The following is a 14,523-nucleotide window of genomic DNA, read 5'->3' as shown; positions in this document are numbered from 1 at the left end:
GGCAGCAGCGAAGCCCCGGGGTCCGAGGACTCCGGGGCTTCGTGGTGGCTTGTCGGCGCTAGCGGTCCACGGGAGCCGGAGTCCGGTTCCCGTAAAAAAACTCGAAGTGGGCCATGCGCACCGCCTCATCATGCCACAGGCACGGGCTGTCGGGGGTACCCGGTAACGTGAACAGGCGATGAGCGCCTTGTTCGACTTGCCTGCAAGTCCCCCCGCCTCCCGGTCCGCGCGGCTGCTCGAAGACCTCAACCCGTCCCAGCGGCGGGCCGTCGAGCACTCGGGCGCCCCGCTGCTGGTCGTCGCCGGTGCGGGCTCGGGCAAGACGCGCGTGCTCACCCGCCGGATCGCCTACCTGCTCGCCGAGCGCAACGTCCACCCCGGCGAGGTCATGGCGATCACCTTCACCAACAAGGCCGCCGCCGAGATGAAGGAACGCGTGGCCGACCTGGTCGGCGCGCGGGCCCGCTCGATGTGGGTGTCCACGTTCCACTCGATGTGCGTCCGGGTCATGCGCCGCGAGGCCAAGACCCTCGGCATGTCGTCCAACTTCTCGATCTACGACTCCGACGACACCCGCCGGCTGATCACGCTGGTGGCGCGCGACCTCGACCTGGACCCCAAGCGCTACCCGGCGCGCACGCTGGCGATCCACATCTCGAACCTGAAGAACGAGCTGGTCGACGCGGCCACCGCCAAGGAGCGCGCGGCCAACGACCTGGAGCGCCGGGTCGCCGAGGTCTACGAGAGCTACCAGCGCAGGCTCGGCGACTCGAACTCGCTCGACTTCGACGACCTGATCATGCGGACCGTCGAGCTGCTGCAGAACCACCCGGACGTGGCCGAGCACTACCACCGCCGGTTCCGGCACGTGCTGGTCGACGAGTACCAGGACACCAACCACGCCCAGTACACGCTGGTCCGGGAGCTGATCGGGACCGGCTCGGACGGCGTGCCGGCGGGCGAGCTGTGCGTGGTGGGCGACGCCGACCAGTCGATCTACGCCTTCCGCGGCGCGACGATCCGCAACATCGTGGAGTTCGAGCGCGACTACCCGCAGGCCACCACGATCCTGCTGGAGCAGAACTACCGGTCCACGCAGACGATCCTGAGCGCGGCGAACACGGTCATCTCGCGCAACCCCGACCGCCGGGACAAGAGGCTGTGGAGCGACCTGGGCGACGGCGAGAAGATCGTCGGCTACGTCGCGGACAACGAGCACGACGAGGCGCAGTTCGTCGCGAACGAGATCGACCGCCTGGTCGACACGGGCGAGGCGAACAACGGCGAGATCGCCGTGTTCTACCGGACCAACAACCAGTCGCGCGTGTTCGAGGAGATCTTCATCCGCCTCGGCCTGCCCTACAAGGTGGTCGGCGGCGTCCGGTTCTACGAGCGGCGCGAGGTGCGGGACGCCCTGGCGTACCTGCGGGCGCTGTCCAACCCCGACGACACGGTGTCGTTGCGGCGGATCCTGAACGTGCCCAAGCGCGGCATCGGCGAGCGCGCGGAGGCGTGCGTGTCGATGTACGCCGAGCGCGAGCGGATCGGTTTCGCGGCGGCGCTGCGCGACGCGGTGACGGGCAAGGTGCCGCTGCTCAACCCGCGCTCGCGCAACGCGATCGCCGGTTTCGTCGAGATGATGGACGAGCTCGGCGAGCTGGTCGAGCGCGGCGACGACGTGGCCGACATCCTGGAAGCGGTGCTGGACAAGACCGCCTACCGGGCCGAGCTGGAGGCCAGCGAGGACCCGCAGGACCACACCCGGGTGGAGAACCTGAACGAGCTGGTCACGGTGGCCCGCGAGTTCACCGACTTGAACACCCCCCCGCCCGACGAGGCTGCATCTCCTGATTTCGGGGATCTGCCCGCCGAGGGTTCGCTGGCCGCGTTCCTGGAGCGGGTGTCGCTGGTCGCGGACGCCGACTCGGTGCCCGACGCGGAGTCCGATGGCGTGGTCACGCTGATGACGCTGCACACCGCCAAGGGCCTGGAGTACCCGGTGGTGTTCTGCACCGGCTGGGAGGACGGCGTCTTCCCGCACATGCGCGCCTTGGGCGACCCCGCGGAGCTGGCCGAGGAGCGGCGCCTGGCGTACGTGGGCATCACGCGTGCCCGGAAGCGGCTGTACCTGTCGCGGGCGCTGGTGCGCTCGGCGTGGGGCCAGCCGTCCGCGAACCCGGCGTCGCGGTTCCTGGACGAGATCCCGGCCGACCTCCTCGACTGGCGGCGGGTGGAGCCCAAGCGCAGCGCGCCGTCCGCGCCGACGTCGTGGGGCCGCGGGTCCGGCCCGTCGCGCCCCGCGCCGACGAACGCGAACTGGAAGGACACGCCCGCGCTGAAGCTGGACGTGGGCGACCGGGTGAGCCACGACAAGTACGGGCTCGGCCGCGTGGTGGCCGTGGACGGCTCGGGGCCGCGTGCGACCGCCACGATCGACTTCGGCGGCGCGGGGACGGTGCGGCTGATGCTCATCGGCGGCGTGCCCCTCGTGAAGCTCTGAGGCGCTCTCAGCCGTAGTTCGCCGCCTTACGCATATATAGGTGCCCGCCAGGACACCGGTCGACCCCCGGAGGTCGACCGGTGTTCACCTGAACGTGGCCGAATTCCCGTGCAACCCGAATCCCCCTGGGGCGTCTATAGGGGTGTCACCAGCGGGACGGCCGGGTCATTCGGGGTGAACCGGTCAGAAGAAGCCGCCTGGCGGCAACAGGGGGTAGCAGGGGGGCAGTGAGGGCGGGAGCCGCTTCGGGGGCGGCGATCGCAGGAGGGGATCACCTTCGGGGGAAGGTTGCACACAGTGGAGAGGCCGGGCTGCGACGAGCAGCCCGGCCTCTTGCGTTCACGTGCCCGGTGACGGGCGGTCTCAGACGCTGATGCCCTTGGAGTTCAGCCAGGACAGCGGGTTGACCTTCTTGCCGTCCGGGTTCCAGACCTCGAAGTGCAGGTGCGGTCCGGTGGAGAAGCCGCGGTTGCCCATGCGCGCGATCTGCTCGCCCGCCAGGACCCGCTGGCCCTTGCGCACCGAGTAGGTGTCCACGTGGCCGTAGACGGTGACCGAGCCGTCAGCGTGCTCGACCTTGACCCACAGCCCAAAACCGCTTGCCGGACCGGCCTCGATCACGACACCATCCGCGGCGGACAGGATCGGAGTGCCGATGGGGCCGGCGATGTCGATGCCGTAGTGCATCTCGCCCCAGCGGCCACCCCACCCGGAGGTGAACAGGCCCGCGGCGGGGCGGGCGAACTTGGGGCGCCGAGCCTCGGCCTGTTCGGCTTCGCGGGTCTCGGTGATCTGCTGGCTCTTGACGAGCTTCTGCGCCTCGGCCGCGGGGTCGACCGCCTTGGCGACGGGCAGGATCTGCGGTGAGGCGGGGCCGGTGCCACCGACGCCGAACGCGGCGGCGCCGTCAGCGGCGGAGTTCGCGAGCGGGGTGACCTCGTCGGCCTGGGACGGCGAGTCGGAGCCGAGCGCGTGGAGCGTCTGCCCTGCGCCGGCGGCGGCGAAGGCGCCGACGGCGACGGCGGCGACCACGATCCGTCCGCGCAGCGCCGAGGGCGGAGGCGGAAGCCGGTGCGTGCTCACCGTGCGCGTCGAAGCTCGGTCTACCGCTTCTTCGAGCGCAGGAGAACTCGTATGGCCGCCGGGGGAGCGGTGTTGAGACAAAACCTGGCCTTCCGTCTTCGGGGAGTCCGGTCGGACTACCGGGCGGGGGATCCCGGTTGAGCCGGTCGGGGTACCGGCTCGTCGTCCTGCTTGTGACCAGACCGTGACAACGGACCGGGGGAAGATAACGGCGCGGAGCCCTTAAGGGCAATCCCCGAGTCGGAAGATGACCGTTTAGCGGTCAGTGGGACACCCCCGCGTATGACCCGTCACGCTGGGTCATGAACGCGCTCCCCATACCGACCGGGTCCAGGCACGATGGGGTGATCCAGGTTGTCATCCGAACGCGTGATGGCGGTCACAACGAGGTGAAGGGTGCGTCGATCAACCGGTAGTGAAAGGTGACCTGAATCACGTATCCGATGCTCCTCCACGACCAACGCCGGGTGCGCCAACCGGGCGTTCCGCTGCGGCACGACCACCTGGTCCATCTCGCTCCACACCACGACGAACCTGGTGCGGCACGGTCGGGACGGTTCGGCCAATTCGGACAATAGGTCGGAACCGGGCCTCAACTGCCTGGTCAGCGACGTGGGCACCAGGTAGGCGGTCAGCGTGCCCTGGTGCGGGGTCCCGAGGGTCACGAGCGTGCGCACGCGTGCGTCGCCGTTGAGGCGCTGCACGTAATAACGGGCGATGAGGCCACCCAGCGAGTGGCCGACGACGTGCACGCGGTCGGACCCGGTCTGCTCACAGATCCGCTCGACGTGCTCCCCGAGCAGCGCCGCCGACCGCCGGACGTCCCCCGTCAACGCGGTCAGCACGCTGTAGTTCACGGCGTGCACCACTCCGAAACCACGCCTTCGCAGTGCCCCCGACAGCACTGCGAAGGCGGAGCGGTTGTCCCCGATGCCGTGCACCAACACGATCGGGGTGCCCGCCGCGTCCATCGCCGAAACCAGGAGCCCGCGCCGGCGGGGCGGCAGGTGGTCGGTGCGGTAGGCGCGGAGGTGGCCGTCCGGCTTCACCTGTTCTTCGAGGACGCCCCACGGGTAGAGCACGGTGTGCGCGGCCAACCAGGCGGCCTCGACCGCGACGCCGCGCACCCCGCCGGGCGAGGCGACGGCCCGGAGCACGCCGCCCGCCAGCTCCAGGGCATCGCCGGCCACACCCAGACCGGCGTCCACGCCGGTGCCGACCCGGTCCGCCCACGTCGCCACGAGCCGCCGCACCGCGTCACCCATAGGGCTGAAAGTAAGTGACGTCCCCACGAACTGCGAGTACCCGACGTCCGATGTCCACAACCGGGGACCGGTCGCCCGTCGCCGCCGGCCCCGTTTTGCTAGCGTCCGACCGGTGATCCGAACCGCTGAACCGGTCTCAACGGCCCCCACGAGACTCCGGACGGCGGTTGGGGTGGCCGCGGCGGGCGCGTTGCTCACCGCGGCGGCCCCGGCTGTCGGTGTGGTCGACGGCGCCGTGCCGCCCGCGTTCACCGCCTGGCCGTTGCTGGCGCCGCTCGCCCTGCTGCCCGCCGCCCTGGCCGCGGTCTTCCTCGCCCGCGGGCAGGCGCTCACCGCCGCGGCGGCCCTCGTCGCACCGGCCGTGTTCGCCGCCGGCCGCCTGCTCAACGACCTGCAGCTGCTCGTCGACCCGGTCGACGCCGCGCGGCCCGAGCTGTTCCGGCCGACGAGCCTGGACCCGCCCGGCCCCGCCGCGGGCCTGTGGCTGCTGCTGGCCGGGCACGTCCTGCTCATCGCCGCCGGCGCGCTGGCCACCCTCGGCGCCGAACCGGACGTGCGCAGCGAACGCGCCAGGTTCGCCCTGCCCGCCACCGCGGGCGCCGTCGCGGGCATCGGCCTGTTCACCGCGCCGTTCACCTCGACCGACGCGCTGATCCAGGCCCGCGGCACGTTCGACTCGCCGACCCTGCCGATGCTGGGCGGCATCGTGCTCACCCTGGCCGCGCCCGCCCTCGCGGTCCTCGCGGCCAGCGCCACCACGCCCGAGGCCCGCAAGGGTGGTCTGCTCGGCCTCTCCGCCGTCCTGCTCGCCTCCGCCGCGCCGCCGATCGCCTCGGCCCTCGCGGTCGACGCCATCGGACCGGCGGTCGGCCCGTTCCTGGTGCTCGCCGCCGCCGTCGCGCTCGCCTGGCCGCAGCGGGCCGTCAAGGACGAGGACGGTGCCGAGCGGGACGTCGAGCTGCCGGGCCAACGACGCCTGCACGTCATCGCCGCCACGCTCGGCCTGGTCGCCGCCGCGGCCGCCGCGATCGGCGCGTCGACCGACCACCTGGTCCTGCCGGACGGCTCCCCGCCGCCCGCGGACTACGCGGCACGCCTGCTCTGGCCCGCCGCGATCGCCACCGGCCTGCTCGCCGCCGCGCTGCTGGCCAAGGCCGCCGTCCGGCCCGCGTTCACCGTCGCCACCGCCGCGATCCCGCTGGGCGCCGCCGTCGCGCTCGACGCCGTCTTCGCCGCGACGAAGGTCGACGTCGTGCGGCCCGGCGTCGGCGTCTGGTTCACCGCGGCGTCCGTGGTCGCCGTCGCGGCGGCTGCCATCACGGCCGCGCTGGCCGGCGCGGTCGAGCGGGACGAGGTCGGCACGGACGCGGGCGAGCCGTCGCTGCCGCTGATCGCCGCCACCCTGATCGCGGTGCTGCTCGCGTTCGGCGCGTTCAGCCTGCCCGTGCTGCGGGCGCCGGACTACGTGCCGATCGGCGCGTTCGGCCTGCACGTCGGCTCGTCCGGGCTGCTGGTGGCGTTGATCGCGGTCGTGGCGGCGGCCGCGATCGCGCTCAAGGCCAGGCCGAGCCGCGGCGCGGCGCTGCTGCTCGGTGCGGCGGTCGTCACGGCCGTCCGCGCCTGGGAGTACCCGCTCACCGCGGCCCGTGCCGCCGAGGCCGCACCCGGTCCCGGCCTCTGGCTCGCCGCCGCCGCGACGGCCGCGTTCATCATCTCGGGCGCCCTGCGGACGGCACGCTGAATCGTGGGTGGTGATCGACCTCACCACCTCTATGACGGACTTCACGGGCGTGGGGTGCGGTGGAGTCCGGGCTGGTCGATAGTGTCTTGCGAAGCCGCGTCGAGCCGGTCCCCCACGGCTGTGCCGGCGTTCCAGGTGATGCCTGGACGTGTGGGCACCAGGCCCCAGCCTGGAGCGCCGGACCTCAGAGGACCGCACGACCAGACGCGGTGTCCGACACCGACGTCGCAGGAGACCCGAGTGGACCTGTACGAGTACCAGGCGAAGGACCTCTTCGCCGCCCACGACGTCCCGGTACTTCCGGGCGACGTGGCGACCACCCCCGCCGAGGCCAAGGCCATCGCCGAGCGCTTCGGCCAGACCGTCGTGGTCAAGGCCCAGGTCAAGACCGGCGGCCGGGGCAAGGCGGGTGGCGTCAAGCTCGCCGAGAACCCGGACGAGACCTCAGCCAAGGCCGAGGCCATCCTCGGTCTGGACATCAAGGGGCACATCGTTCACCGCGTGCTGGTGACGCCCGCGTCCGACATCGCCGAGGAGTACTACTTCTCCTTCCTCCTCGACCGCGCCAACCGCACCTTCCTGGCCATGGCCAGCGTCGAGGGCGGCATGGACATCGAAGAGGTCGCCGCGACCAAGCCCGAGGCCCTGGCCAAGGTGCCGGTGGACGCGATCAAGGGTGTCGACCGCGCGAAGGCCGACGAGATCGTGGCCGCCGCCAAGTTCCCCGCCGAGGTGGCCGACCAGGTCGCCGACGTCATCGTGAAGCTCTGGGAGACCTTCGTCTCCGAGGACGCCACGCTGGTCGAGGTCAACCCGCTGGTCCGCGACCCCGAGGGCAAGATCGTCGCGCTCGACGGCAAGGTCACCCTCGACGAGAACGCCTCCTTCCGCCACCCCGACCACGAGGCGCTGGTGGACAAGCAGGCGGAGGACCCGCTGGAGGCCAAGGCCAAGGCGAAGGGCCTCAACTACGTCAAGCTGGACGGCCAGGTCGGCATCATCGGCAACGGCGCCGGTCTCGTGATGTCCACCCTCGACGTGGTGGCCTACGCGGGCGAGAAGCACAAGGGCGTCAAGCCCGCGAACTTCCTCGACATCGGCGGCGGCGCGTCGGCCGAGGTCATGGCCAACGGCCTGGACATCATCCTGCACGACCCGGACGTGCGTTCGGTGTTCGTGAACGTCTTCGGCGGCATCACCGCGTGCGACGCGGTCGCCAACGGCATCGTGGCCGCCCTGGGCATCCTGGGCGACGAGGCCAAGAAGCCGCTCGTGGTCCGCCTGGACGGCAACAACGTGGAGGAGGGCCGCCGGATCCTCGCCGAGGCCAACCACCCGCTGGTCACCGTGGTGGACACTATGGACAACGCGGCCGACAAGGCCGCCGAGCTCGCGGCTGCGGGGGTCTGACGATGGCTATCTTCATCACCAAGGACAGCAAGGTCATCGTCCAGGGCATGACCGGCGCCGAGGGCACCAAGCACACCAAGAGGATGCTGGCGTCCGGCACGAACATCGTCGGCGGCGTGAACCCGCGCAAGGCGGGCGAGAAGGTCGACTTCGACGGCAACGTGCTGCCGGTGTTCGGCTCGGTGGCCGAAGCCATGGAGGCGACCGGCGCGGACGTCACCGTGATCTTCGTGCCGCCCGCGTTCGCCAAGGCGGCCGTGATCGAGGCGATCGACGCGGGCATCGACCTGGCCGTCGTGATCACCGAGGGCATCCCGGTGCACGACACCGCCGCGTTCTGGGCGCACGCCGTGGCGACCGGCAACAAGACCCGGATCATCGGCCCGAACTGCCCCGGCCTGATCAGCCCCGGGCAGTCCAACGCGGGCATCATCCCGGCCAACATCTCCGGCGCGGGCAAGATCGGCCTGGTGTCGAAGTCCGGCACGCTGACCTACCAGATGATGTACGAGCTGCGCGACTTCGGCTTCTCCACCGCCATCGGCATCGGCGGCGACCCGATCATCGGCACCACCCACATCGACGCGCTGGCGGCCTTCGAGGCCGACCCGGAGACCGCGGCGATCGTGATGATCGGCGAGATCGGCGGCGACGCCGAGGAGCGGGCCGCGGCCTACATCAAGGAGAACGTCACCAAGCCGGTCGTCGGCTACGTGGCGGGCTTCACCGCGCCCGAGGGCAAGACGATGGGCCACGCGGGCGCGATCGTGTCCGGTTCGGCCGGCACCGCGCAGGCGAAGAAGGAAGCCTTGGAGGCCGCGGGCGTCAAGGTCGGCAAGACGCCGAGCGAGACCGCCGCGCTCATGCGGGACATCATGCAGGCGATCGGCTGACACTGGGCCGTTCGTGCGACATGCTGAGGGCCGCCTCCCCCGGGAGGTGGCCCTCAGTGCGTTCACCGGAGCAGTCAATGCGCACATTGGGGGGAACCACGGGAGTCCGCTCGTCGTCGGAGAGTGTGCATCGGCTAGCGTTCTGTCGACCCGAAATCAGTTTCGCAGGTGGAGGAGACCGCATCATGTCCCAGCCGTACGGCGCCCCTCAGCAGCAGCCGGGTCCGGCGCAGCCGGCGGTGGGTGTGAACCTGAACCTCATCCTTCCGCTGGTCGCGGCCGGTCTGGCGCTGATCGCGTTCCTGCTGGCGTTCGCCGACGACGTGCCGTCCTCGGAGTACCTGTACGCGGCGGGCACCCTCGCCGGCCTGTCCGTGCTGCCGAAGGCGCCCAAGGGCCTGCTGTACGCGGCCGTGCCGTTCGCGTTGATCCCCACGCTGGGGCTGCTCCAGGGTCTGATCACCACCGAGGCCGACGTCCAGGGCATGCAGATCGTGCTGCTGATCGTGGCGCTGCTGCTGACCGCGGCCGTGGTGCTGAGCCTGCTGCTGGAGACCGGCGTGGTGAAGCTCCAGCCGAAGGCCGCGAACGTCTACGGCCAGCCCGGTGGCTGGAACCCGCACTCGGGCGCGTTCCCGCAGCAGGGCCAGCAGCCGCAGCAGTTCGGCCCGCCGTCCGGCCAGTTCGGCCAGCAGGCGCCGCCGCAGCAGGCCGCACCGCAGGCGGGCCAGCCGCAGCCGACGTCCTACATGCCGCAGCCTGGCCAGTTCGGGCAGCCGGGCCAGCAGCCCGGCCAGGGCACCCCGCCCGGTGGGTTCGGCGGTCCCCAGCAGGGCTGATCACGTCGTGGGAGGGGTGGCGCCGGTAGTCCGGCGCCACCCCTCTTCGCATGTCCGGCGAGCCTCGCCCGAACGGCTCACCGCTACTGGGACAGTGGGAGGATGTCGGTGTCGCAAACGACCTCGCACGGCGTCGTGACGGATTCGGTCCGCCCGCCCGAGTTCTCCCGCGCCGAACGCGTGCGGGTGCTCACGATGACGGCGGCCGGTTCGGTGGTCATCGGCTACGCGGGCGTGGCCGCGCTGCTCGCGCTGGTCTCCTCGACCGCCGCGCACGCGTCGTTCTCGACGACCGGCGTGCTCACCGCCGCCGCGCCGGGCTGGCTGGTCGCGCACCACGTGCCGCTGCGCTTCGACGGCGGGCAGCTCGGCCTGCTGCCGCTGCTGCCCACGGTGCTGGTGATGCTGCTGGTGTACCGGGCGGCGGCGGGCGCGGCGGACCGGCTGGGGCTGTTCGAGCCGTTGCAGGCGCGGTCGGTGGTGTTCAGCATCGCCGGCGCGCACGCCGTGGTGGGCAGCGTGATCGCGTTCCTGATGGGTGACGAGGGTCCGGTCCGGGCCACGCCCGCGGTGGCGTTCTTCGGGTGCGCGGTGGTGTCCGGGCTGGCGGCGGTCGCCGGTGTCGCGCAGCGCTGCGGCCTGGTCGAAGTCGTGTTCGAGCGGGTCGACCCGGTGGCGCGGCGCGGGTTGCGCACGGGCGCGCTGGCGTTGTTCGCGCTGGCGGCGGCCGGTGCGCTGGTGCTGGCGCTCGGGCTGGTGTTCTCGTGGCCGACCACCGCGTCGCTGTTCGACCAGGCCGGCGGCACCATCGGCACCGGTCTGGGCATCTGGCTGCTGTGCCTGGCCTACCTGCCCAACGCGGTGGTGGGCGCGCTGTCGTACGTGGTGGGCTCGGGGTTCTCGATCGGCGCGGTGGTGGTGGGCCCGCTGGAGTTCGTCGGCGGCCCGGTGCCCGCCGTGCCGCTGCTGGCCGCGTTGCCCGAGGAGCAGGCGGGTTACCTGCCGCTGGTGCTGGTGCTGCCGGGCGTGATCGGCGTGCTGGCCGGGTTGTCGTTGCGCGACGCCGCCGAGACGCCCCGGGCGAGGGTGCGCGCGGTGCTGGTCGCGGCGGTCACGGTGGGCGTCGGCACGTTGGTGCTGGCGGCGGCGGCCGGTGGTGCGCTCGGTGGCGGGGTGTTCAACCCGGTCACGATCCCGGCCGGGCTGCTGGCCGTGCTCACGTTCGGGTGGATCACCGTGCCGGGCGCGGTGGTGGCCTGGTTCGCCGGACCGCGCCCGCCGCGCGTGGTGGAGCCCGAGCCCGTCGACTCCGAGGACCCGGATGACGACTCGGAAGAGGACGACTTCGAGGACTCGGAAGAGGAAGTCGAGTACGACGAGGAAGCCGAGGAGTACGAGGACGAGGCCGAGGGAGAAGAGGAGGACGACGAGGAGTTCGACCACGAACTCGACGAGTACGACGACCTCGAGGAGGACGTCGAGGAGTTCGAGGACGAGCCCGAGGACGAGCCGGACGACGACCCCGAGGATGAGCCCGACGACGAGCCCGAGAACGGGTCGGAGGAGGACGGCGAGGGCGACGAGGACCTGGCCGACAAGCCCCGCTAGGCAACGCCTAGGCTGCTCTTGAGCTGCTGTGACAGTCCCCAGCAAGGAGAGCACGCTGAGCGCCGCGACCACACTCCGGCTTCCCGTCCCCGCCAGGGTCGTCGTCCTCGTCTCCGGTTCCGGCACCCTGTTGCAGGCGTTGCTGGACGCGGCGGCCGACCCCGGCTACCCGGTCGAGGTGGTCGCCGTCGGCGCGGACCGCGACGGCATCGAGGGCCTGAGCCGCGCCGAGCGCGCCGGCGTCCCCGGCTTCGCGGTCAAGCTGCGCGACCACGCCGACCGCGCCGCGTGGGACACCGCGCTGGCCGACGCCGTCGAGGCGCACCGACCCGACCTGGTGGTCTCCGCCGGGTTCATGAAGATCCTCGGACCCGCCTTCCTGGCCCGCTTCGGCGGCCGGATGGTCAACACCCACCCCGCCCTGCTGCCCGCGTTCCCCGGCGCGCACGGCGTCCGCGACGCCGTCGACTACGGCGTGAAGGTGACCGGCGCGACCGTGCACCTGGTGGACGGCGGGGTGGACACCGGGCCGATCCTGGCCCAGGAAGCGGTCGTCGTCGCCGATGACGACGACGTCGAAAGCCTGCACGAGCGCATCAAGGTGGTGGAGCGGCGGCTGCTGGTCGACGTGGTCGCCCGCCTGGCCCGCGAGGGCTGCACCGTGAACGGACGAAAGGTGAGCATCCCGTGACCACTCCTGCCGAGAGGCGACCGGTTCGCCGGGCCCTGATCGGGGTTTCCGACAAGTCGGGGCTGCTGGAACTGGCCACCGGCCTGCACGCGGCCGGAGTCGAGATCGTCTCGACCGGCGGCACGGCGCGCGCGCTGGCCGACGCGGGCGTGCCGGTCACGCCGGTCGAGCAGGTCACCGGGTTCCCGGAGGCGCTGGACGGCCGGGTGAAGACGCTGCACCCCGGCGTGCACGCGGGCCTGCTCGCCGACACGCGGCGCCCCGCGCACGTGGAGAAGCTGCGCGAGCTGGGCATCGAGCCGTTCGACCTGCTCGTGGTGAACCTGTACCCGTTCACGCAGACCGTGGCGTCGGGCGCGTCACCGGACGAGTGCGTGGAGCAGATCGACATCGGCGGTCCGGCGATGGTGCGCGCGTCGGCGAAGAACCACGCCAGCGTGGCCGTCGTCGTGGACCCGGCGCGGTACTCGTGGGTGCTGGAGCAGGTCGAGGCCGGTGGCTTCACGCTGGCCGACCGGCAGGGGCTGGCCGTGGACGCGTTCCGGCACACCGCGTCCTACGACGTGGCCGTGGCGTCGTGGCTGGGCAGCGCGGTCGCGCCGGACGACGAGGGCTCCGGCTTCCCCGGCTGGGTCGGCGCGACGTGGAACCGCAAGCAGGTGCTGCGCTACGGCGAGAACCCGCACCAGCGCGCCGCGCTCTACACGCAGGGCGACGGGCGCACCGGGCTGGCGACGGCGGAGCAGTTGCACGGCAAGGAGATGTCCTACAACAACTTCGTCGACGCCGACGCGGCGTGGCGCGCGGCGTGGGACCACGAGCTGCCGTGCGTGGCGATCATCAAGCACGCCAACCCGTGCGGCATCGCGGTGTCCCGTGTGGACGGTCCCGGTGCGATCGCCGAGGCGCACCGCAACGCGCACGCGTGCGACCCGGTGAGCGCGTTCGGCGGCGTGATCGCGGTCAACCGCGAGGTGACCGTGGAGCTGGCCGAGCAGGTCGCGGAGATCTTCACCGAGGTGATCATCGCCCCGTCCTACGCGGACGGCGCGGTGGACGTGCTCACGCGCAAGAAGAACCTCCGCATCCTGGTCGCGCCCGCGCCGGTGCGCGGCGGCGTGGAGATGCGCGCGGTGTCCGGCGGGTTGTTGGTGCAGACGGCGGACACGATCGGGGCCGAGGGCGACGACCCGGCCAAGTGGACGTTGGCGTGCGGCACGCCGTTGGACGAGGAAGGCCTGGCCGACCTGGCGTTCGTGTGGCGGGCGTGCCGCGCGGTGAAGTCGAACGCGATCCTGCTGGCGTCCGGTGGCGCGACCGTCGGCGCGGGCATGGGCCAGGTCAACCGGGTCGACGCGGCCCGGCTGGCGGTGGCGCGTGCCGGTGACCGGGCGCGGGGCTCGTTCGCCGCGTCGGACGCGTTCTTCCCGTTCCCGGACGGGCTGGAAGTGCTGGTGCAGGCCGGTGTGCGGGCGATCGTGCAGCCCGGTGGGTCGGTGCGTGACGCCGAGGTGATCGCGGCGGCGGAGGCGGCCGGTGCGACGGTGTACCTGACCGGTACGCGGCACTTCGCGCACTAGTTCTCCGTGTCGGAGGGGCTCTTCGCTCGGGTGCGAAGAGCCCCTTCGCCTATTTCGAGGTCAGTTCCTCGGCCACCTCGACGGCCACCGCCTCGGCGTCCGCGATCGGGAAGCCCGAGTCGGTGAAGAAGCCCTTGTCGCGGCCCTGGTAGCGGATGTTCCACAGCACCGTGCCCTTGCGGACCAGCAGGTTCACCTCGGTGAGGTCGGTCGGCGAGGCCGGGATGAGGATCATCGACTCGTCACCGATGTCGAGGGTCTTGGCCTGCTCGCCGGTGGCGTACGAGGTGAAGCTGCCGTAGTTGTCGTGCGCCTGGTCGAGGTTGCGGTCCGGCTTGTCGGAGAACGTGGTGAAGTCGTAGACGAGGAAGCTGAGGCGGCGCGGGTCGCGGCCGTCCTCGCCCTTGGTCTGCTCCCACGCGCAGTGGGTCTGCTTCATGCCCTTCTTGGCGTCGGTCGGCGCCTGGATGAGGCGGAAGCTGCTGACGTGCGCCTGTGACTTCACCTCGTCGCTCAGCACGCACTGGGCGATCGGGTCCGTGCCGGGGCCGCCGCCGGGCTCGTCGAGGTAGCTCAGGTACATCGAGCCGACCACACCGGCCAGGACGAGCACGACGACGCCGACCACGATGCCGATGACCAGCCCGGTCCGCTTCTTGCGCGGTGGGCCGTACCCCGGCGGTTGGTGGAAGCCGGGCGGCTGGGCGCCGGGTGGCTGCTGGTAGCCGGGTGGTGGTGGGCCGTAACCGGGCTGTTGGGCCTGTTGTGGCCGGTTCTGCGGGTGCTGCGGGTGTTGAGGTGCGGTCACGGTTCCCCCCGTGGTGCGGTCGGTGCGCGCGGAGCAGTCTGCCGGCCACCCGATCGGGGACGCCGCCGGCATTGACAGCGGGTGGTCGGTTCGGGATAAGATCAC

11 protein-coding genes are annotated in these 14,523 nt (G+C 71.8%); 8 read left to right on the top strand and 3 right to left on the bottom strand.

Annotated features, from left to right (window positions below):
* Nucleotides 1-178 precede the first annotated feature (178 nt).
* Nucleotides 179-2,500, top strand: a complete 2,322-nt coding sequence (gene pcrA / locus B0I31_RS19125) for a DNA helicase PcrA (protein ID WP_106616752.1) — start codon at nucleotides 179-181, stop codon at nucleotides 2,498-2,500.
* Between the two features lie 363 nt (nucleotides 2,501-2,863).
* Here pcrA and B0I31_RS19120 read toward each other — a convergent pair whose 3' ends face one another.
* Nucleotides 2,864-3,583, bottom strand: coding sequence for a M23 family metallopeptidase (locus tag B0I31_RS19120; RefSeq protein WP_245950090.1), 720 nt, complete (start codon nucleotides 3,581-3,583; stop codon nucleotides 2,864-2,866).
* Between the two features lie 290 nt (nucleotides 3,584-3,873).
* A complete protein-coding gene (locus tag B0I31_RS19115) occupies nucleotides 3,874-4,848 on the bottom strand; it encodes an alpha/beta fold hydrolase (RefSeq protein ID WP_106616750.1) in 975 nt (324 codons plus the stop codon).
* Nucleotides 4,849-5,020: 172 nt separating this feature from the next.
* Here B0I31_RS19115 and B0I31_RS19110 point away from each other — a divergent pair, with 172 nt between their 5' ends.
* The 7 genes from B0I31_RS19110 (at nucleotide 5,021) to purH (ending at nucleotide 13,610) form a co-directional block, all read left to right on the top strand.
* Nucleotides 5,021-6,589: a hypothetical protein gene (locus B0I31_RS19110; RefSeq protein ID WP_106616749.1), complete on the top strand. Its 1,569-nt coding sequence runs from the start codon at nucleotides 5,021-5,023 to the stop codon at nucleotides 6,587-6,589.
* 240 nt (nucleotides 6,590-6,829) lie between these two features.
* The gene (gene sucC, locus B0I31_RS19105; protein ID WP_106616748.1) at nucleotides 6,830-7,999 is read left to right on the top strand and encodes an ADP-forming succinate--CoA ligase subunit beta; all 1,170 of its coding nucleotides are present in this window, start codon (nucleotides 6,830-6,832) and stop codon (nucleotides 7,997-7,999) included.
* Nucleotides 8,000-8,001: 2 nt separating this feature from the next.
* Nucleotides 8,002-8,892 (top strand): succinate--CoA ligase subunit alpha, encoded by an 891-nt coding sequence (sucD, locus tag B0I31_RS19100; protein ID WP_106616747.1) that lies wholly within the window; start codon nucleotides 8,002-8,004, stop codon nucleotides 8,890-8,892.
* A gap of 185 nt (nucleotides 8,893-9,077) precedes the next feature.
* On the top strand, nucleotides 9,078-9,731 hold the full coding sequence (locus B0I31_RS19095; protein WP_106616746.1) for a DUF5336 domain-containing protein: 654 nt from the start codon (nucleotides 9,078-9,080) through the stop codon (nucleotides 9,729-9,731).
* A 102-nt stretch (nucleotides 9,732-9,833) separates the two neighbouring features.
* Nucleotides 9,834-11,339, top strand: a complete 1,506-nt coding sequence (locus B0I31_RS19090) for a cell division protein PerM (RefSeq protein WP_106616745.1) — start codon at nucleotides 9,834-9,836, stop codon at nucleotides 11,337-11,339.
* A 55-nt stretch (nucleotides 11,340-11,394) separates the two neighbouring features.
* Nucleotides 11,395-12,030, top strand: a complete 636-nt coding sequence (gene purN / locus B0I31_RS19085) for a phosphoribosylglycinamide formyltransferase (protein WP_106617043.1) — start codon at nucleotides 11,395-11,397, stop codon at nucleotides 12,028-12,030.
* Nucleotides 12,027-13,610, top strand: coding sequence for a bifunctional phosphoribosylaminoimidazolecarboxamide formyltransferase/IMP cyclohydrolase (purH, locus tag B0I31_RS19080; protein ID WP_106616744.1), 1,584 nt, complete (start codon nucleotides 12,027-12,029; stop codon nucleotides 13,608-13,610). Before purN ends, purH begins: the two co-directional genes overlap by 4 nt.
* Before the next feature lie 49 nt (nucleotides 13,611-13,659).
* Here purH and B0I31_RS19075 read toward each other — a convergent pair whose 3' ends face one another.
* Entirely contained in the window at nucleotides 13,660-14,418 is a 759-nt protein-coding gene (locus B0I31_RS19075) for a hypothetical protein (protein ID WP_146173891.1), read from the bottom strand.
* Nucleotides 14,419-14,523: the final 105 nt, after the last annotated feature.

Origin of the sequence: Saccharothrix carnea (assembly GCF_003014735.1) — a bacterium.
GTDB lineage: Bacteria > Actinomycetota > Actinomycetes > Mycobacteriales > Pseudonocardiaceae > Actinosynnema > Actinosynnema carneum.
This window is presented reverse-complemented; position numbering and strand designations above follow the sequence as displayed.